At 68.4% G+C, this 18,550-nt stretch carries 16 protein-coding genes and 1 pseudogene; 6 read left to right on the plus strand and 11 right to left on the minus strand.

The features are described 5' to 3' along the window. Positions 1 to 356: 356 nt before the first annotated feature. Positions 357 to 4,232, minus strand: a complete 3,876-nt coding sequence (locus A6F73_RS31320) for a helix-turn-helix domain-containing protein (RefSeq protein WP_063351757.1) — start codon at positions 4,230 to 4,232, stop codon at positions 357 to 359. A gap of 365 nt (positions 4,233 to 4,597) precedes the next feature. Here A6F73_RS31320 and A6F73_RS31325 point away from each other — a divergent pair, with 365 nt between their 5' ends. From A6F73_RS31325 to A6F73_RS31340, 4 genes are all read left to right on the plus strand, one after another. Next, on the plus strand, positions 4,598 to 5,038 hold the full coding sequence (locus A6F73_RS31325; protein WP_063351758.1) for a hypothetical protein: 441 nt from the start codon (positions 4,598 to 4,600) through the stop codon (positions 5,036 to 5,038). 377 nt (positions 5,039 to 5,415) lie between these two features. Beyond that, entirely contained in the window at positions 5,416 to 5,655 is a 240-nt protein-coding gene (locus A6F73_RS31330) for a hypothetical protein (protein WP_063351759.1), read from the plus strand. 257 nt (positions 5,656 to 5,912) lie between these two features. Continuing rightward, a complete protein-coding gene (gene istA, locus A6F73_RS31335) occupies positions 5,913 to 7,547 on the plus strand; it encodes an IS21 family transposase (RefSeq protein ID WP_107453172.1) in 1,635 nt (544 codons plus the stop codon). Then, positions 7,544 to 8,212 (plus strand): ATP-binding protein, encoded by a 669-nt coding sequence (locus A6F73_RS31340; RefSeq protein WP_079136416.1) that lies wholly within the window; start codon positions 7,544 to 7,546, stop codon positions 8,210 to 8,212. The genes istA and A6F73_RS31340 overlap by 4 nt, the downstream gene beginning before the upstream one ends. Here the strand turns inward: A6F73_RS31340 and A6F73_RS31345 are convergent. From A6F73_RS31345 to A6F73_RS31360, 4 genes are read right to left on the minus strand one after another with little or no spacing between them, the layout of a single operon-like run. After that, positions 8,181 to 8,708, minus strand: a complete 528-nt coding sequence (locus tag A6F73_RS31345; protein WP_208869220.1) for a hypothetical protein — start codon at positions 8,706 to 8,708, stop codon at positions 8,181 to 8,183. The two genes, A6F73_RS31340 and A6F73_RS31345, sit on opposite strands and share 32 nt — an antisense overlap. A gap of 48 nt (positions 8,709 to 8,756) precedes the next feature. Next, a complete protein-coding gene (locus tag A6F73_RS31350; RefSeq protein ID WP_063351761.1) occupies positions 8,757 to 9,746 on the minus strand; it encodes a tyrosine-type recombinase/integrase in 990 nt (329 codons plus the stop codon). Further along, on the minus strand, positions 9,743 to 10,672 hold the full coding sequence (locus A6F73_RS31355) for a tyrosine-type recombinase/integrase (protein ID WP_063351762.1): 930 nt from the start codon (positions 10,670 to 10,672) through the stop codon (positions 9,743 to 9,745). The genes A6F73_RS31350 and A6F73_RS31355 overlap by 4 nt, the downstream gene beginning before the upstream one ends. Then, a complete protein-coding gene (locus A6F73_RS31360; RefSeq protein WP_208869221.1) occupies positions 10,669 to 11,769 on the minus strand; it encodes a site-specific integrase in 1,101 nt (366 codons plus the stop codon). Before A6F73_RS31360 ends, A6F73_RS31355 begins: the two co-directional genes overlap by 4 nt. 270 nt (positions 11,770 to 12,039) lie before the next feature. Here A6F73_RS31360 and A6F73_RS39725 point away from each other — a divergent pair. After that, positions 12,040 to 12,303: pseudogene (locus A6F73_RS39725) on the plus strand (ATP-binding protein); the annotation flags it as partial. Between the two features lie 695 nt (positions 12,304 to 12,998). Here the strand turns inward: A6F73_RS39725 and A6F73_RS44195 are convergent. The 4 genes from A6F73_RS44195 to A6F73_RS31385 all read right to left on the minus strand — a co-directional run bounded on the left by A6F73_RS44195 (position 12,999) and on the right by A6F73_RS31385 (position 15,040). Continuing rightward, positions 12,999 to 13,313 (minus strand): tyrosine-type recombinase/integrase, encoded by a 315-nt coding sequence (locus tag A6F73_RS44195; protein WP_079136417.1) that lies wholly within the window; start codon positions 13,311 to 13,313, stop codon positions 12,999 to 13,001. A 99-nt stretch (positions 13,314 to 13,412) separates the two neighbouring features. After that, the gene (locus tag A6F73_RS31375) at positions 13,413 to 13,958 is read right to left on the minus strand and encodes a uridine kinase (RefSeq protein ID WP_107453114.1); all 546 of its coding nucleotides are present in this window, start codon (positions 13,956 to 13,958) and stop codon (positions 13,413 to 13,415) included. A 24-nt stretch (positions 13,959 to 13,982) separates the two neighbouring features. Then, the gene (locus A6F73_RS31380) at positions 13,983 to 14,255 is read right to left on the minus strand and encodes a hypothetical protein (protein ID WP_063351767.1); all 273 of its coding nucleotides are present in this window, start codon (positions 14,253 to 14,255) and stop codon (positions 13,983 to 13,985) included. Positions 14,256 to 14,722: 467 nt separating this feature from the next. Then, positions 14,723 to 15,040: a hypothetical protein gene (locus tag A6F73_RS31385; protein WP_063351768.1), complete on the minus strand. Its 318-nt coding sequence runs from the start codon at positions 15,038 to 15,040 to the stop codon at positions 14,723 to 14,725. A gap of 356 nt (positions 15,041 to 15,396) precedes the next feature. Here A6F73_RS31385 and A6F73_RS41765 point away from each other — a divergent pair, with 356 nt between their 5' ends. Beyond that, a complete protein-coding gene (locus A6F73_RS41765) occupies positions 15,397 to 16,215 on the plus strand; it encodes a hypothetical protein (protein ID WP_159398611.1) in 819 nt (272 codons plus the stop codon). Here the strand turns inward: A6F73_RS41765 and A6F73_RS41770 are convergent. Together A6F73_RS41770 and A6F73_RS31395 are read right to left on the minus strand one after the other, a co-directional pair. After that, entirely contained in the window at positions 16,120 to 16,941 is an 822-nt protein-coding gene (locus A6F73_RS41770) for a hypothetical protein (RefSeq protein WP_159398612.1), read from the minus strand. The two genes, A6F73_RS41765 and A6F73_RS41770, sit on opposite strands and share 96 nt — an antisense overlap. 223 nt (positions 16,942 to 17,164) lie before the next feature. Further along, positions 17,165 to 18,454: a GNAT family N-acetyltransferase gene (locus A6F73_RS31395; protein ID WP_244293842.1), complete on the minus strand. Its 1,290-nt coding sequence runs from the start codon at positions 18,452 to 18,454 to the stop codon at positions 17,165 to 17,167. Positions 18,455 to 18,550: the final 96 nt, after the last annotated feature.

Here is an 18,550-nt window from a genome sequence, read left to right on the forward strand (position 1 = left end):
ACACCAGGACTCAGCACCACGCCGAGCTGGCCACCCACCAGCTCCCGCCTGGTCGGAACAGGCAGAGGAACCCGAGTCAGACTGGCTGCGACATGGGCACGGGACGTCAGCACCACTGGTAGGACGCGCCGGTCGTCGCCGGGAGCAGCACCGGGGTGCACGCGGCGGCGTCCGGCTGGACGGCCTCGCCGTGTGGAGCCACTGACGAAGACACAGCAAAGCGCCGGATCGTCTGCCGTGGTGGTGAGCGAGCCGGGACTACCGCAGCCTGGCCCGCTCACCACCAGGTCACCGACGGTGTCCACCGAGGACCAGTACGGGGCGTCCATCGCTCGTCGACGGTGAAGCCGTCGGGGTCAGCAGACCTTCCGGTAAGGCACCTCACGGAGGTACGTTTCCCAGTCGGCTTGCGGCAGTCCGCCTCCGGCTCGTTTGCAGAGGTCGGCGGCTTCCTGGTCCGGGGCGATCGTGAACTCGTACATGGGCACGTGCTCGGTCGCTGTGCGTAGTGTGCGGTCGTCGGGGCTGAAGGCCAGGGACAGGGCGGCGCCTCCTGGCGCCGGGAGGGCGGGGCCGAGTGGTTGGTGGGATGCGAGGTCCCACATCCGCAGGGTTCCGTCGGTGCCCGCGGCGGCCAGGGTGCGGCCGTCGTGGGAGAAGGCCAGTGCGGAGATGAGGTCGGGCGTTCCTGCGGCGTTGGGTCTGAAGGTGCCGGGCAGCGCGCCCAGGTTTCGCTGGGCTGCGCCGTCCCAGAGTGTGACGCGGCCGGCTTCATCGCCGGTTGCCAGGTACGTGCCGTCCGGGCTGAACGCCACGGTGTGGGTCGTGTTCTGGGTGAGCGTACGAGGGATCACCCGGCCGGACGGCAGGTCGGCGAGCTGGTTGTGCGAGGTGACGACGAGCTGTCCGTCTGGTCGGACGGCGAGCTGGTCTCCGCCGACGCCGGAGACCACGGACGTCTTGGTCCGACGGGATACGTCCCAGACTTCCACCGACTCTGTCTGCGGCAGCCGTGACGCCAGGAGCGATCTTCCATCCGGCGTGAAGGCGATCGCGTTGACGGTGTCCGCTGCGGGCTGTGTGAGGTCCACGAGGTCCAGAGTCGCGGTCGTGCGGCTGGTGGAGATGTCCCAGATGGACACGCTCGGTGCTGGATCGGGCCGTGTGTGGTCGACGACGCCGTAGGCGAAGGCTCGCCCGTCGGGACGGAACGCCATGAGGACGGTGCACGAGAGGGGAGTCTGTATGCCCTCGGGACGCGACGGGCAGGACATGCCGGGCAAGTCGACGACGTGTCCTCCACCGTGTAGGTCCCGCAGCCGGAAGCGGTACGTGTGGTCGCCCGGGGACGCCAGGACCGTGGCGAGCGTGTTGCCGTCGGGGCTGAACGCGGCGGCCGTGGCTGACTGGCTTTCCCATGTGGGGTCGAGGACGTTCGTGATGTCGATGGTGCGGACCTCTGCTCCGGTCGAGCCCTCCAGGTAGCGGATCCTGCGCTCGTCCAGATCCAGTCTGAACTGGCTGGCGTCGGTGTTGGCCAGCGGATGCCGGAAGACCGGGGCCGACGGCGTGTCAAGGCGCCACAGCAGCAACTCTGCGCCGTCCGACGCCAGCATGAATGTTCCGTCCGGGCTGAACGCCACTTCTGTGAGGTCGGCATGCTCGATCCGGGGAAGTTCCGTTCCCGAGGCGATGTCCCAGATCCGGACTCCCTGACTTTCGGTGACTGCCAGCCGATGGCTGTCCGGCGTGAACCGGACAGCTTGGTTGAGGCACTGTTGCGCGGTGACGGTTGGAGCCCAGGGGGCAGGGATTTCACGCTGCTCGGGCACGTTCCACACTCGAATCGGCTCCCCGGGAACGCACAGCGCCATCAGGCCGTCGTCAGGGCTGACTGACGCATCGGGGTACGGGTAGTGATCCCTGCGGTCCTCCCGCCACATCTGTTGCTGTCTGAGGCCCGGGATTCGGCGCCATTCGTCGTGGCTGACCCGGCGGTGTTCGCTGCTTCGTGTCCGCCGTTCGAGCAGTACCCGGCGACTGCGGAGATCCCGTACCTGGATCAGGTCGTCCGGGCCGTCGGTGGCGTAGAGGAGCAGGGTCCGCCCACTAGGACCGAACCGGGCCGCAGTGAAGTGAGGGTTGGAATCAAACAGCTGGCGTGTTGCCGGGACTTCGCTCGTACCATCCGCTGGCAGGTCCCACACGTTCACATGATCGTGCCCGAACACCGCGAGCGCCAGGGCGTCAGCGCTCATGTCCGTCACGTCATCGGCTTCGTCCCCCATGCCGGGGAGCGAGGCAGCCTGCCGATGCGTGTCGACGTCCCACTTCACGACCCGGTCCCGGCCGATACCGACCAGCGTGCGCCCGTCGCCGCTGAGGACGTGCATCTGCGGGGCGGCCTTGCCGGGTGGGGGATCGATGAAGACGTCCTGGTCCGGCTGGATTTCGGCGCCGAGCAGCGCGGACCGTGACTCGGGAAGGTCGGCGACCTTCCATGAGGCGACACTCAGCCGCATCGCCGTGACCGGGTCGGAGGAACGCATGCCGTCCGCGACTGCGGCGGCCCGGCGGGCGGCGGCCTCCGTGCGGCGGCGTTCGCCGGTCCGGTTCTGCTGCCACGCGATCACCCCGGCCAGCAGCACCAGCACGACCAGGGCGGACAGGGCGGCGAGCAGGGTACGCAGCCGTCGGGTGGAGCGCGTGGTCTCCCGGTGCTCCTGGTCGCGGGCGGTGAGACCGGCGGTGAGGAACTCGAGCTCCAGCGGGGTGAGATCGTCCCGGTGCTCGCCGGCTGCGAAGGCAGCTTCGGCCGCTGCCAGGCGGGTGCCCCGGTAGAGCGCTCCGGGGTCATGGCCCAGGTCCTCCCAGGACTTGGCGGCTTCGGTGAGGCGCAGGTGGTGGCGCAGCCTGTCGCGGGCGTCTTCGACCCACGCGTTCAGCCGGGGCCAGCAGTTGATCAGTGCCTCGTGGGCCAGGCGCACCGTGTCGCCGTCCAGGGTGACCAGCCGAGCGCGGGCCAAGCCCTCCAGCACCGACGCGGTACCGGCGTCTCCGCCGACCGCTCCCAGGGACTCCAGCTCGGAGCGGTTGGCGGGGCGGCCGGTGTCCTGCGCGCCGTCGCCCGGAGTGACCAGTCGCAGCAGGATGCGTCGGGCGATGACGGCCTGTTGCGGCGTCAGGCGGTTGTAGGCCCGCTCCGCGGTTCGGGCGATGGCGCCGTGCACTCCGCCGGCGGCTTCGTAGGCGGCCTCTGTCAGTGCCCTGCCCTTGCGGTTGCGCCAGGTCTCCAGCAGGGCGTGGGACAGCAGCGGGAGTCCGCCGGGCGCGCCGTCGACCTCCTCGATGATCCTTGAGGTGAGGGCCCGTTCGACGATCAGGCCCGCGCCGGCGGCCGGCTTGACGATCGCCTCCCGGAGCTCGGCCGGGCCCATCGGCCCGACCAGCAGCGTGGCCTCCCGCAGGGCCACGGCCAGGCCGTGGTGGTCCGCGCACCGGCCGAAGAAGTCCGCCCGCACCGACATGACCACCCGTAATCGGCTGTCCGGCTCACACGCCGCCAGTAGCAGGTCGAGGAAGGCTGCGCGTTCCGCCGGTTCGGTGCACAGCGTGAACGCCTCCTCGAACTGGTCCACTACCAGTACCGTGTCGCCCGTGCTGTTCCCGAACGCCATCAGCGCGGCATGGTCGGAGGCGGGCCGCGGGCCCGGGGTGAGGATCCGGATGGCGGCCGGGCCCGGGCCCGTCGCGCCCCGGTCGCGGAGCGCCGGAATCAGTCCGGCGCGGAGCAAGGAGGACTTGCCGCTGCCCGAGGCGCCCACGACAGCGACCAAGCGATGGGAGTCCACCAGGGCCAGCAGGTCGGCGACGAGCCGGTCCCGGCCGAAGAACCGCTCCCGGTCACCGGGTTCGAAGCGGGCAAGGCCCCGGTACGGCGCATCGGCGTCGTCACCGTCCTCGGCGGCCGCGTCCCGCACCGCGGCGTGCCAACGCCGCTCCCACTCCACGGGGTCCCCGCCACAGGCCTCCACGTAGGCCAACGCCACCGGCAGCGACGGGAGCTGTTGCCCGCCGGCCGCCCGCGACAACGTCGCGACCGAATAGCGGGTACGACCGGCCATCGCCCGGTAGGTGATGTCCCCCGCTTCCCGGCGCAGCTCGCGCAACTCGAACGCGAAGCGCTGGACCGGCCCTGCCGCCGGATCCAGCGGGCCCTCCTGGCGACCCATCGGCGTCCTCCCCCCACTCGGCGACACCACCGGACCGCGTCAACCTACGGGCCGGGGAAAGCCGCTGCAATGGCTTCTCATCAGCCTGTCTCGTTCCAGCGGTCCTTCCGAGCTGCGGAACGGCACTTTGTTTCGAGCGGCGAAGAGGGCTGCGCAACAACCGAGCGGCCGTGAAAACTCGAACCATGCCAGAGCCGGAGAGCAACAACGGCCGGCCCTGACGCCGGCACAAGCGTGCCTCGGCGACACCACCGCCCGTACGGGCCGCGTTCGCCGCTCCCGTGAAGCGCAACGGCATCCGGGCCCCTACGGCTCTCGGAGCGCCGCGCAGTCCCTTCCGTTCTCCACACCAACAGGAGACAGCGATGCCACTCGTCAAGATCCGTACCGCGCTGGCCGCGCTCGCGTCGAGCACGGCGCTCATCGGCGCCACCGTCGTCTTCGCCGCGCCGGCCTCCGCCGCGCCGCAGCAGCTCAACTCCCCGGTCGACTGCGCGACCGCCAACTACCACTGGTGCGACGCCGTCGGCGCCACCGGGGTGTACGCGCAGATGAACGTGTACTGGGGAAACGACGGGCACGAGTACGTCGACGCGTTCCTCAACACCACCCACCAGGGCCAGAACCTGTGGACCCTGACGTGGAACGGCAGCGGGTGGGACTGGTCCGGCACGCCCGCCACGATCAACGAGGGCAACGGCTGGTGGGGAGCCACCGACTACGGGCGCTCCGACGCGGGCAAGACCATCAAGCTCGCCGTCTACAACTGGGACACCGGCCGCTATATCTACACCAACGCGCACTGAGGTTCCTTAGCCCGTTCGGGGATCCGGGGAGCTGCGGTGGTAGCGCAGTTCCCCGTCCTCGGCGGGGTCGGCAGGTGATAGCGGTCTGGTCCTGGCCGGCAGGGCCAAGCAGAAGGCCCGGACGAAGCGTCCGGGCCTGCGTAGAGAATCCTCGCCAAAACATCGACGACCCCGTCGTCGATGCCGCGTGATGGTAATAGGGCCCTGATCGCCGGAGCATGCGCCGGGCGGTGACCGAAGCGCGGGCCGATGTGGTCGTCGCGGTCAGTCTTCCTCAATGCCGAGGGCCTGGGCGGCTTGGTGAAGGCTGCCGCGGGTGGCGGCCGCCGTCGCGCACGTGCGGACGGTCGGGACAGTGCCGGGCGGGGCCGCGGCAGGTGTCGGCGCAGGATTCCTTCGGTGAGGTCCCGGACCGTGGCGAAGGCCTCGCGGTCGGCGAGCAGGTGGTCGCGCTGTTCGCCGCCGAGGCCGGGCAGGCCTCGTCGACGTCGTGCGCGACGCCGGCCAGCCATTCCAGCAGCAGTACGCAACACCCCGGGTACTGCTGCGCACGGCGTGCCAGGACGGCCGCAATGCACAACGCGGCCGGCACGGTCGCCTCGCAGATCGTGTTCTGATGCCGCAGTCGGCATCAGAACAGCATCGCCGCCTGGGGCGGCCTGCGGCCCGGCAAGCCGTCGACGATGACGTCCCGAAAGCTGCCGGATCGGCGGACCGGCAGCTTGGCTTTGTAGTGAGAACTGAGAGCGCTTGTTGCTCAGCGGCGAGAGCATCCCGTGCCACGGAAGATTGATGTCGCTGAGTTTTGAGAGCACCCAGGTGCTTGCCTCGGGACCATGGTTGTGCTCTGCAAGACAAGGGGTCCCGGGTGCTGCTGAAGTCCAAGGTCGATCTGTACGCGGCGATCCGCCGTAATGCCCGCTCGGGCCTGTCTGGCCGCGCGTTGCAGCGGAAGTACGGGGTCGGGTTCCTGACGGTGCAGAAGGCACTGTCGTCGGCCTGGCCCGAGCCGCGAAAGAAGGTGGCGCCTCGGCAGACTCGTCTGGATTCGTTCAAGCCGTTGATCGACCAGATGTTGCGGGCGGATCTGGACGCTCCGCGAGAGCAGCGCCACACGGTGAAGCGGATCTTCGACCGGCTGGTGGACGAGCATGGCGCGGACGAGATCTCGTACCGGATGGTCCGCGGATACGTGGCCGAGCGCCGCGGGAAGATCCGGCTCCAGGCGGGCCGCGGGGCGGTGGACGCGTTCGTCCCGCAGACCCACAAACCGGGTGCGGAGGCAGAGGTCGACTTCGGTGACGTGACGGTGCGTCTGGCCGGCGAGCTGGTGACCTGCTACCTGTTCGCGTTCCGGCTGTCCTTCTCAGGCAAGTCGGTGCACCGCATCTTCGCCTCGGCCGGGCAGGAGGCGTTCTTCGAGGGCCACGTCCACGCTCTCAACGTGCTGGGCGGGGTGCCGACCGGCAGGGTCCGCTACGACAACCTTAGGGCCGCGGTCGCCCGGGTGCTGGGCTTCTCCCGCCAGCAAGTGGAGGCCGAGCGGTGGACCGCGTTCCGCTCGCACTACGGCCTCGACGTCCTCTACTGCCAGCCCGGAATCGGCGGCGCCCGCGAGAAGGGCGGCGTCGAAGGGCAGATCGGCTGGTTCCGCCGCAACCACCTCGTCCCCGTCTCCGAGGTCGCCACACTCGCGGAGCTGAACGCGATGATCGACCGGTGGGACGAGCAGGACGATGCCCGCCGGATCCGCTCCCGTCCGCGCACCATCGGCGAGTACTTCGTCGCCGAGCAATCCCTGCTGGCGCCGCTGCCTGACGAACCGTTCGAGACGGGTCGGCTGTTCACGCTGCGGGTCGACCGCTACAGCCAGGTCAGCGTCCGCACGAACCGCTACTCGGTGCCGGTGCGATTGATCGGCCGGACCGTTCACGTGATCCTGCACGCCTCCGAACTGGTGGTCTACGACGGACGCGAAGAGGTCGCCCGGCACGAGCGGCTGATCGCCAAGGGCAACACCCGCCTCGACCTCGACCACTACCTGGAGGCGCTGGTCCGCAAGCCCGGCGCACTGCCCGGGGCGACCGCACTCGACCAGGCACGCCCCGCCGGCAGGTTCACCCCAGTCCACGACGCCTGGTGGGCGGCGGCCCGCAAGGCCCACGGCGAGCGCGACGGCACCCGGGCCCTGATCGAAGTCCTGCTGCTGAGCCGGCACCTGCCCCACGAGCACCTGGTCGCCGGCCTCGCGGCCGCCCTGCGGGCCGGCGCCCTGACCGCCGACGCGGTTGCACTGGAGGCCCGCAAGGCAGCCGAGGCCGACACCGCGGACCCGGCTGAGCCGGAGCCGCCCGCGGCTGGCCTCGCGAGGGTGACGTCCCTGACCGTGCGGCGCCTGGCCCACCTGCCGCCCGACACCAGGCCGCTGCCCTCGGTGGCCCACTACGACCAGCTGTTGCGACACCGCCGGCCGGACCGCCCGACCACCACTTGCAGGAGAGCACTATGATCTTCCCCCGCCAGCGAGGACTCACCGAGCAGGCCGCCAACGCGGCCATCGACCAGGCATGCCGGATGCTGCGGCTTCCCACCATCCGAGCCCAGTTCCCCGAACTCGCTGAGACCGCCTCGCGCGAGCAGATGTCCTACCTCGGCTTCCTCGCCGAGCTCCTGATGTCCGAGTGCGACGACCGGGCCCGGCACCGCTCCGAGCGCCGTATCAAGACGGCCGGCTTCCCGCGCGACAAGTCCCTGCGCAAGTTCGACTTCGACGCCAACCCCAACATCGACCCCGCGATGGTCCACACGCTCGCCACCTGCGAATGGATCAAGAAGAACCTGCCGCTCTGCCTCATCGGCGACTCCGGCACCGGCAAGTCCCACCTGCTGATCGCGCTCGGCACCGAGGCCGCGATGGCCGGCTTCCGGGTCAAGTACGTCCTGGCCACCAAGCTGGTCAACGAGCTGGTCGAGGCTGCCGACGAGAAGCAGCTCGCCAAGACCATCGCCCGCTACGGCCGCGTCGACCTCCTCTGCATCGACCTATGCCGAGACCGCAACTATGCCGAGAAAGATGTGGGCGAGCATGATCGTGGGCAGCGTGACGGCTGTTCTGCTCGGCATAGTCGACGGCGGGTAGGGTCTATCCGGCCCAGGGGGTCGGTCCCTGCTTGAGGACGTCGAGCTCGCGCGTCTGGTCGGTGGGCCAGAGGTCGATCTGGTAGAGAAAGTGATCGCCGGGGCCGCCGTTGGTGTCGCCGGCCGGTGGGTCGGAGGGGATGTAGGAGACCCGGACTCGCAACAGCCCTGCGGGGACGGTGATGCTTGGCCCGTCTTCCGGGTGGACTCCTGGGCTGGAGACGGCGAGTTGGCCAGTCGGGGCAGCCAGGTCCGCCTCCACGATGTGCTCAGCCGTCGGCTCGATCATTGGCGCGGACGTGTGGATGCTGATCAGCGATTCGACCATGTCGTCCCGCGCGGTGCCGACGGAGATGGAGTGCGGTTCCACCCCGATGCGGTGGATGTGGACTGCTTCCTCGGTCCAGCCGGCTGGCGGGAGGTCCGGGTCTGTTGCGTGTTCAGCCATCCACGCGTCATAGGGCTCAAGGTCTTGGACATAGAATTGCCCGTGATCGGCATCGATCAGGAACTTCAACGAATCATCGGCCACCGCCGCAGGCTATCGAAGCGGACTGTCACTGCCGGCTCGGCTCACGGCTCACAGGCGGTCGAGGAACGCGAGGACCTTGTCGGTGGGCTGGTAGCGGCCGGGGCGGGCGGTGACCGGTGCGGTCAGGGAGAGTGCCTTCTCCTTGATGGTCATGTCGGCGTGGACGTAGGCGTCGGTGGAGCGGACGCCGGCGTGGCCGAGCCAGAGCGCGATCACTGTGGTGTCGACACCGGCCTGGAGCAGGGACATCGCGCAACTGTGGCGTAGGACGTGGGGGTGGACGCGCTTGTCGAGGAGGGTCGGGCAGGCTTCGGCGGCAGCCTGGACATGGATGGCCAGGCGCTGGGCGACGGCGTCGCGGGTGAGGCGCCGTCCGGTCCGGGTGCAGAACAGCGGTTCGCCGCGCTTGCCGGAGCGTTCACCGAGCCAGGCCCGCAGCAGGTCCTGAACGCTGCGGTCCAGGGGGACGGCGCGGTGCTTGCGGCCCTTGCCCTCGCAGCGGACGGACGCGCCCTCGCCGAGCGTGACGTCGTCGCAGTCCAGGCCGGTGAGTTCGGAGACGCGCAAGCCGGTCTGGACGGCCAGGGCCAGCATCGCCTTGTCCCGTCGTCCCTCCCAGCGACGAGGGTCCGGTGCCGCGAGCAGGGCGTCGACCTCTGCTGCCGTCAGGAAGGTGACGTTCCTCTTGTCGTACCGTTTGGGCGGGATGTCCAGGACGCGCTGGATCAGGAGGGCGTGTTCGGGGTGCTGCAGGGCGGCGTAGGAGAAGAGGGAGCGGATCGCGGTCAGTCGGACGTTGCGGGTGCGGGCGTTGTTGCCGCGTTCGTCCTCCAGGTAGTTGAGGAAGGCGGAGACGGCGTCGGCGTCCAGGTCGGTCCAGTCCAGTCTCTCCGGGGCGGTGCCCGTGCGTTGGTGGACGAACCCGAGGAGGAGGCGGAGCGCGTCGCGGTAGGCGGCGACGGTACGCGGGCTCACCTGGCGCTGGCGGACCAGCCGGTCGGTGAAGAACGACTGGAGGGTGGGGGCGATCGAGGTCATGTCCGTGCTGCCTTTCCGATGCCTTCGCGGCGGTCCGCCGCCAGGGTCAACAGTTCCGGTGCCGCTGACAGGTACCAGTAGGTCGAGGACGGTTCCCGGTGCCCGAGGTAGGTGGAAAGGGACGGGATCCTCGCCTGGACGTCGGCGCCGTCGCGATACCAGGCCAGCAGGGTGCGGACGGCGAAGGTGTGGCGGAGGTCGTGCAGCCGAGGCGGGTTGGGGGCGTAGGTCCCGACGCCGGCACCGGTCACCATCTGTCGGAACGTGGGGGCGACGACGGCGTAGATCAGGCGCTTCCGGGTGCGCGAGACGAAGAACGACGGGTCCGCGGGACGCGGCGCGTCCTGGTCGCGGAGGGCGTCGTAGTGGCGGAGCGCGTCGACGCCGCTGGCGTCCAGGGGAACGAGTCGGGATTTGCCGAACTTGGTCTCCCGGATCCGCAGCACACCTTCGGTCCAGTCGATGTCGTCGTGGTCGAGCTTGATGGCCTCTCCGACCCTCATGCCGGTGGCGGCGAGCAACCCGACCAGGGTGCGGTAGGTGGCCGAGCGCAAGGGCGGGCCGAGCCTGTCGGCCTGTCCCATCACCGCGGTGACGTCGGCGTCGGAGTAGATGAACGGCTGCCGCCAGCGCTGCCGGTGCGGCAGCAGGCCCAGCGGCGGGATCTCGGTTGCCGGGTCGATGCCACTGAGATAGCGGGCGAAGCCGCGGACCGCGGTGATCCGCCGCGCGCTCACGGTTGTCACCGCCTCGCCTTCCCGCGCCCGGACCCAGGCCAGCGCGGCGGTGACGGTCACCGTGCTCTGCCCGCGTTCGTCCAGGAAGGCGACGAAGTCCGGCAGCAGCCAAGCCGCCTCAGCCAGCTTGTGCCCCAGCGACCGACGGAGCCGCAGGTAGTCGTCGAGTGCGTGACGCAGTCCGGTCATGCCGCCTCCGTCCCGGGCCAGGGGCGGGCGACCGCGCGGAGCGCGGTGAAGTCGACCTTCGCGTAGAGCGCGGTCGTGGCCAGGTCCTGGTGGCGCAGGACCTGGCTGATCGCCGTCAGCCCGGAGCCCTGCCGCAGCATCTCCCCGGCCAGGGCGTGCCGGAGCCGGTGCGGGCCGACTGTCGGCAGCCCGGCCCGCTTGCAGGCCCGTTCCACCACGTCGCCCACCAGGTCGGCGCGGATCGGTCCGCGCGGCGCCCGGTCCGTGACGAACAGGCGACGGGTGTCGACCTGGGGACGGGCTTCGGACAGGTAGGCGACCAGGGACTCGCCGACATCGACCGGCAGGGGCAGCCGGTCCTCCCGGCGCCCCTTGCCGCGGATCGCGATCTCCCCCGAGCGCCAGTCCACGTCCTCCAGTCGCAGCCGCGACACCTCGACCGAGCGCAGGCCCAGTCGGGCCAGCAGCGTCAGGATGGCGTAGTCGCGGACACCGACACCGCCCGCGCGCGGACAACAGTCCAGGAGCCGCTGGACATCGGCCGCGGACATCGTCGGCGGGACCGCCGCCAGGCGCCAGCCGCCGACCGGCGGCACGGACGCGCCGAGCTTCATCGGGATCAGCCCCCGCAGGTGCAGGAACCGCATCAGCGAACGCAGTTCGGCGACCTTCCCCTTCGCCGAGCCGGCCGAGACCCGCGCGCACTCCCGCAGCAGGAACGCGTTCAGGTCCGCGCCGCTCAACCCGGCTGGGGAGAACACCCCGCCCGGCATGGCCTGCTCGGCCAGGAAGCGGCGGGCGGTGTTCGCGTAACGCAGGACGGTGGTCGGCGACAGCCCGCGCTCGCCGGTCATCCAGTCGCGGAACTCCTCCAACACACCATCCAAGGGCGACACTTCGGCCCTGGCCGGCGAGACAAGCCCAGCCTCACGCAGATAGGCGAGCAGGGGCCGCATCCCGCGCGGTCCCGGGAGTCGCCGGCGGCCTGCATGCCGCTGGTCGTTCAGGAACCGCTCCACGGTCGCCTCGCCCAGATCGCCGATCTCAAGCCCCAGGCTGGACAGCCACACCCCGACCTTGCCCAGATCCTTGAGCATGTTCCGGATGGTCAACGTGGTGTATCCCCGAGCCGTCAGCCAGGACCTGTACCCCTCGACATGCGGTGCGAGAGCACCGGCCTTCCTGCGTGTCCCCGCCATCGGGACCCCCTTCCCGCAAGGCGCCCTGCCTCGCGGTCAGGTGCTGCCCACCCTCGGCACTATGCAGAGATCCGACGGCCCGGTTTCACGCGAACGAGGGCGTGGCGTGGCAATCTTCGGCATAGCCGCGGTCTCGGCATAGGTCCAGCTATGCGGATATCGGCATAGCTGGACGAACTCGGCTACATCGAACTCGACCGACGCGGCGCCGAACTGCTCTTCCAGGTCCTGACCGAACGCGAGGAGAAGAACAGCATCGCCATCGCCTCCAACGAGTCCTTCGGCAGCTGGACCAAGACCTTCACCGACCCCCGCCTCTGCGCGGCCATCGTCGACCGCCTCACCTTCGGCGGCAACATCATCGAGACCAGCACCGACTCCTACCGACTCGCCACCACCCGCGCCCAAGCCGAACAGGCGGCCGCCGGCTGACCGGACTCACGGGCGTCACCACTGTCACAAAGAATCCTCTTGCGGCCCTCGGAGACAACGGCCTATCGTCAGGACACTAGTTTTCTGACCATCTGGAAGTCTTTATGCCTCGCCGTTCACCGGGCGAGATCAGGGCCGAACAGTCCTCGCGCAGGGCAGCCGGCACCAGGCAAGTCATCACGGGCTTGTCCGCTGCGACAAATCGACAGATCGCGCAGTTCGAGGCGCGACACCGGCTGCCCCCTGGGTCTGTCGCCCATGCCTTCCGGGCATGGGCCTTGGCGCTTCATGAGTGGCCAGACCATGGATCCAACCGTGGACATGGGACCACTCACTGGAGAGACATGCACGCCCGAACGCTCCTGGAAGGGGCGGCCGCATCCATGCGACGAAAGGCGCGTCGCGAACTCCTCACAACGGTCGCGCCTCTGGATGACCACTTCCTGGCGCGGACACTGCAAGATCCCTTCGCACCTGCCTTCGAGCCTTGGTGGAAGCGCCGACTCAGATGACGACCTACTTCCAGACGCCACCTGACAGCGCCGGTGACCTCAGGTGCTGCTACTTCTCATCAACGTTTCCAGCCTCTCAGAGCCGGGACCGCTGCTGAGATCCATCAACATCTGCTCTTCCTTCTGACCTACGGAGCCACGGGCTCGGCAATTTCGGGCCGGGAGTGAATCGCTGAAGACGGGTCACAGGCGGTCGAGGAAGGCGAGGACCTTGTCGGTGGGCTGATATCGGCCCGGCCGGGTGGTGACCGGTGCGGTCAGGGCCAGGGCCTTCTCCTTGATGGTCATGTCGGCGTGGACGTAGGCGTCGGTGGAGCGGACGCCGGCGTGGCCGAGCCAGAGCGCGATGACCGTGGTGTCGACGCCGGCCTGCAGCAACGACATAGCGCAACTGTGTCTTGTGTCCGCAGAGGCCGTGTGCGGATCACTCCGTGTTGGTATGGAGCTGGCGAGTCTCGGAGCCGGCGTTTGCCGCACTGACGATGTGCTGTGTTGCATTGCGGGCGTTCTCGCGTGACGGAGACCATACTTGCGGGTGACAGGAGGTCAGACCCGCGGCACTTCGGGTCGCGTCGGTGATCATGTGCTCTTCCTGCTTCAGTAGCCCCTGACGAGGAGTTTGGCTCTGGTCTGGGGCCATGTGGTGTTCAGGTAGTAGTCCTCGGCGGCGCGCCAACGCCTGATCCACTCCTCGGGGTTCTCGCCGCGTGCTTGCACGCGCTGTAGGCAGACGCCTCGCGGGGTGTCGACGTAGGCTGTGAAGTGGTAGTAGTGGGCCAGCTCCGGGCGGGTGGAGTAGCCCCCTTCGACGATCACCACGGCTCCAGAAGCGATCTCGCGCCAGGCCCCGAGTTGTCCGGTGGTCCAGTCGTAAAGCTGGTAGCGGGCGGCCTGGTCGTCCCGCAGCGGGATCAGGACCTGGTCCCGGAGACGTTCCCAGTCGAAGTAGCGGTGGTAGCCCTGTTCCGCGTCGAGCAGCTCCCGCTCGCGGTCGGGCATCGGACGGTAGAAGTCGTCGACGTGGACTATGACGGCGCCGTCGAGGTGTCCGGCCACCACGGTAGCCAACGTCGTCCTGCCTGATCCTCCAGTGCCATCGATGGCGACGATCCTGGTGGTCCCTTGGGTCTGGGACAGCTGCAGGAGGCCGTCGGCAACGTCCTTCGCTCACTCCGCCACGTCAACGAGTTGCTGATGCGTCCGGAGCTCGGTGGTCCGCGCGGCACTCGACAGCACAATCTCCTTTGCTTCCCCGAGGCCGACTCCCAGCAGTTCCCGGGTAACAACGATCGAGTCCATGACCCCGGCCCCGAGGTTCCGCAGCAGCCGCTGGACATGTTCCATGCCCTCGTCCTTGTCCAGCAACGGCCCACATTGCTCGACCAGGTAGGCAAGTCGTGCGGCACGCTCCGGAGAAAGGCTCTGGATGTTTTCGAACATGAGAACTCCTCATGGGCAGCGTGCAGGGCGGGGACAAACTACTTTCTGTGCACCCCAGGAGGCCACTTCTTTCCCGACCGCCTGAGATGGGTCGGTTGCGTCCCGTGAGTCAGCTGCACGATCCGATCGAGGTGCTGCGGGCGAGGGGAAGCCGAGTCACACGGCTCGCCGCTGTGGCGGTCGTTCGCAGGTGGACAATCTCTTCACGCTGGGCGGCGAGCCGGGCGAGGGCCTGAGTGCGGAAGTCCGTGAGCTCCTCGACAGTGCTGTCCGCTCGGGCGAGCCGGGCCTTGAGCTTGGTGACCTCTGTCTTGAGCCGCTCGATCTGGGCGTCCCTCGGGTCGGGGATGTCTCCGATGGCATGGAGGGACTGCAGCCGGTGTTCAAACTCTTCCCGGAGGTGGGCATAGGGACGGGTTCCGTAGAAGGCGGTGCGGTCGACGGCGGTTGCTGTTTGGGTTGGTCGGTCACTGGTTGCCGCCGGCGGCGCGGAGCCGGGCGAACACGTCGGCGGCCAAGGTCCGCTGCTGGCCGCCGATCGGCGCGGCGAGGGAGTCCATCGCCTCGGTGCTGGTGCGCAGGGTCAGGCAGTGGCGGAAGGTTGCGATGACCTCGGCGACGGCGGCGAGGTCGCCGATCGGGGAGGAGCCGAGGGCGGTGGCCAGGGCCTGCTCGAATGCCTCGCGGTCGCCGGGCAGGCCGTACCTGCTGAGGGCGGTGCGCAGCTCGTGCAGGGTGGCTGGCCTGGCCGGGGCCGGGCTCTGGTGGTCGGGCTGAGTGGTCACCGGGGGCTCCTAGGTGGTGGCGGCCGCCGGGACGGCGGGCCGCAGGTTCGACGGTAGCGGTCGGCGGGCGGGTGGTGGAGCGGTCCTGGCCACGCGGCACCGCTGAGGGGCATCGGCAGGCGGTCCGGGCCGAGCGGGGACCGTTTCTGTACAGGGCCAAGTCGTCCCGCGGGCGTGGCGCTTGGTGAACTGGTTCTCGGGCCCGCACTCGCGGCGGATCGCTTCTAGGCCTTGACCGGCTTCGATCATCTCGTCTTTAGGGTGGATCGCTCCGATGACCTGCACATGAATTGGGGCTGCGTTGATCAAGGATAGTCGACGCCTCAAATCCCTCGACGCGGGTCTACATTACGGCTATGGTTGAACTTTCAAACCCATGGGCGGAAGGTGAAATGGATTTCGACGACCAGCTGAGAAGAGTGCAGCGTGCCGGACATTTGGGCGAGGCCTTGGCGGCTAATATTCAGGCCTGGTCAAGTGCCTGCCCTTTTGATGCATCAGCGATTATTGCAGAGGATCGACTTAGCTGGGAGCTAAGGCTTCGAGTCCATGCGCAGCCACCGTTGGACGACTGGGGACTTCATTGGGGTGATGCTGTTCACCAGCTTCGTGCGGCATTGGACAATCTCTCTATCGCTATCGCGCGACAGGCTGGAGTCACCGAGAGTCGGGCGCTGAAGAGGGTTCAATTCCCTATCTGTGCCACTAGTAAGGAATGGGTGGATGGCAAGAAGCGGATCGAAGCGCTGCCTGAGTCGTATCGGATTGCCATTGAAGAGGTGCAGCCCTTTCAGAGGGGCGGAAAAGAAGATGCTGACCTATTGCTGCTGCTTCGAGACATCGACAACAGCGACAAGCATCACTTGCAGATGAAGCCGACTCTGGATCCGGCGTCTGCCAGCCACCGGCCAACGGTCGAATTCGAAACAGAAGAAGATGCCGCAGCCTCCGTTCCGCCTAAAATGGAAGCATTTGCCCCGGAATGGATAGATGACGCACTGCTTCTTCGCAATATTACCGAGGGGAGGATCGCTCGAGTGTCTGGCAATTTCTCGGTGGAAGCCGTGGTGCAAGCCGATCTAGGAAAGGGCCGTCAGGCGCCTGCTCTTCAGATCCTCGAAATGCTCTGCATCAATACGCGAATGGTCGTGGATCATGTTGCGCGAGCCGGATAGAAATACGGTACCTCGCGTAGATATTCCTGGCCGGGGCCTGAACTCGTTTTCTCGCTCCGTACATCGACGGCCGGGCTCCTCATGGGAAGAGCCCGGCCGTCTCGGTACCTCGCGCGTACTACCGGCGTAGCCTCGCGGGGTTGATGTCGAGGGGGAACGGGTCGGTGAGCGCGGTGGTCTCGCCGGTCTGGACGAGGCGGTCGATGCAGATCGCCCCCACTCCGGGGCGATGGTGGCCAGGGTGTCATCGATCAGGACCTCGGACGCGGGATCTGTCGAGCTGGTGGCGGGCTTGATGGTGTCCAGGACCGTGCCCAGTGCGTCGTAGACGTGGTCGGCTGCCTCCTTCTCCGGCTCGTCCATCACCTCCTCGAACTTGCCGGGGTGGGCTTGGCCGTCGAGGTGCTTCATGTACTCGACCACGTCGGTGCCCGACAGGGTTACCCGGACTAGGCCACGGGTGCCGCGCTCGCCATCGAGCCCGGTGGGCTTCATGTTGCTGACCGCCCCGAACGGGGGCTTGGTCTTCTTCCAGAGCCCGCCCGGCATGATCAGCGAGACGGTGGTGACGCCAGCGGCCTTCTTGAGTCGGGCGTCCTGGGACGGCGGTGTGTTCGCTCCACAGGAGGCCAGGAGCAGGACGGCGAGCAGCGGGGCGGCGGCGCGCAGGGCACATCGGGTGGTCTTCACGCGGGTCATGACCGTGGCCGCCGGGGCGTTGGGCATGCTGCTCGCCGGTGGTCCACTCGAAGGTGCGGTTTCGGACGACGGTCTGTTGACGTCCGTCCGCCGTCCGCTGTCCGGTCCGACGGTGGGCCTCCTCGGTGAGAGTGATCGCCGTGGCGTCGGGCCGCAGGTTCGACGGTAGCCGTCGGCGAGCGGGTGGTGGAGCGGGACGGCTCCGACGCGGATGTCGTCACGGACGCAAACGAGGGCCTTGGGACGGCCCTCAGCTGACCCAGATGCCTCCGGGGCTGATTCGGCGAGCGAGGTGCTGGCCGGCTTTGGTGACGGGGTGTGACCAGGAAACGTCGGTGATCTCGCATCCGGAGTCGTCGGCGAGAGCCTGGAGGAGGGTTCCGCCGACGCCGTGCCTGCGGTAGGTGTCGGCTACCCAGATCATGTCGATGCTCGGGCGCCGGGTTCCGTCCGGCTGGTCGTAGGCGGAACCCTTCACAAGGTCCCACCAGCGGTGTCGGTCGGTGTCGTGGGCGGCCAGGTAGCCGACGACATGCTCGTCAGCCTGCAGCAGGTACGCCCGAAACCGTTCTGGGGTTTCCTCTGGTTCGCCAATGTCGTGTGACCAGGAGTTGAAGTCGTAGCCGCTCTCGCGCTGCGGCAGCCGCCCCGTCCGGCCCGCCAACCGTCTCCAGGCGATCGGTGACTGAGCCGTCACGACGGCCAGGGCAAGGGGAAACTCAAGGTTCTTCGGTACCCGGATGCCGAACGCCCACTGGGCATGGCGAGAAGGGTGTTCAGTGTCGGATCTGCCACTTGCCAGGCTGAATCCGCAGGGACACCTACCGATGCTCGGCACCGGGGCATCATGGAAGCCGATCGGCACGGCGCCCCGGCTGAGGTCCTGCTCCCTGCCGCCCACCCAGGGGCGCCAGATGGTGCCGCCAGGATCGATGTGTCCGGTCCACTGGTCCACCCAACCTGGGTACCGCTCAGGGAGGGCCTCGCGGATTCGCTTCTGCAGCGCGGGCACGGTCGGGCGCACCCATACGCTGCCCGCCTCGGCACGGCCGTTCAGACGCAGGCCCCGACGGCTGGCCTGGCCCCGCAGGAAGCTCAGGAAAACGGTGGGTGGCGGAGAGAAGTCGGTGCCGCGCACCAACTCGCGTTCGCCCGGCCTGAGCCAGTCGTCAAGGGGCAGGGCCAGTTCGTCGCTCAGGCTGTGGAGCGCGGCGTAGTCGTGGTGGAGTTCTGCCATCCGCAGCGCTTCACGGGCGCTCTCCATATACGTGAAAGGCGTATACAGGGTGACACCGCGTGCACCGGTGCTCGACAGGAAGCTGCCCGGGTAACCGTCGTACCAGATCCGTGTCGTCGCCTGATCGTTGAAGCGCTCGGCAGCCTCGGCAAAACCGGCGGCCAACGACGGGTCCTCGTCCCGCGCAGTGAGGGTATCGACGTACCCGTCGCGCTCCAGTCTGACCGAGGCGTACCAGCGGGCGGGCCGGACACTGATTGTGCGGCCCCGCCAGCTCCGGTCGTCATCCAGGTACATCTTCATCTCGGCCACGGGTCGCGGCTCCTCACTCTCGTTCCGTGCCTGCGACCAGGGTGCGTACGACGCCCGATCGCGCGCAGTTATGGGTTTCCCAGCCGG

Source organism: Streptomyces sp. MJM8645 (genome assembly GCF_001625365.1).
Lineage (GTDB): Bacteria > Actinomycetota > Actinomycetes > Streptomycetales > Streptomycetaceae > Kitasatospora.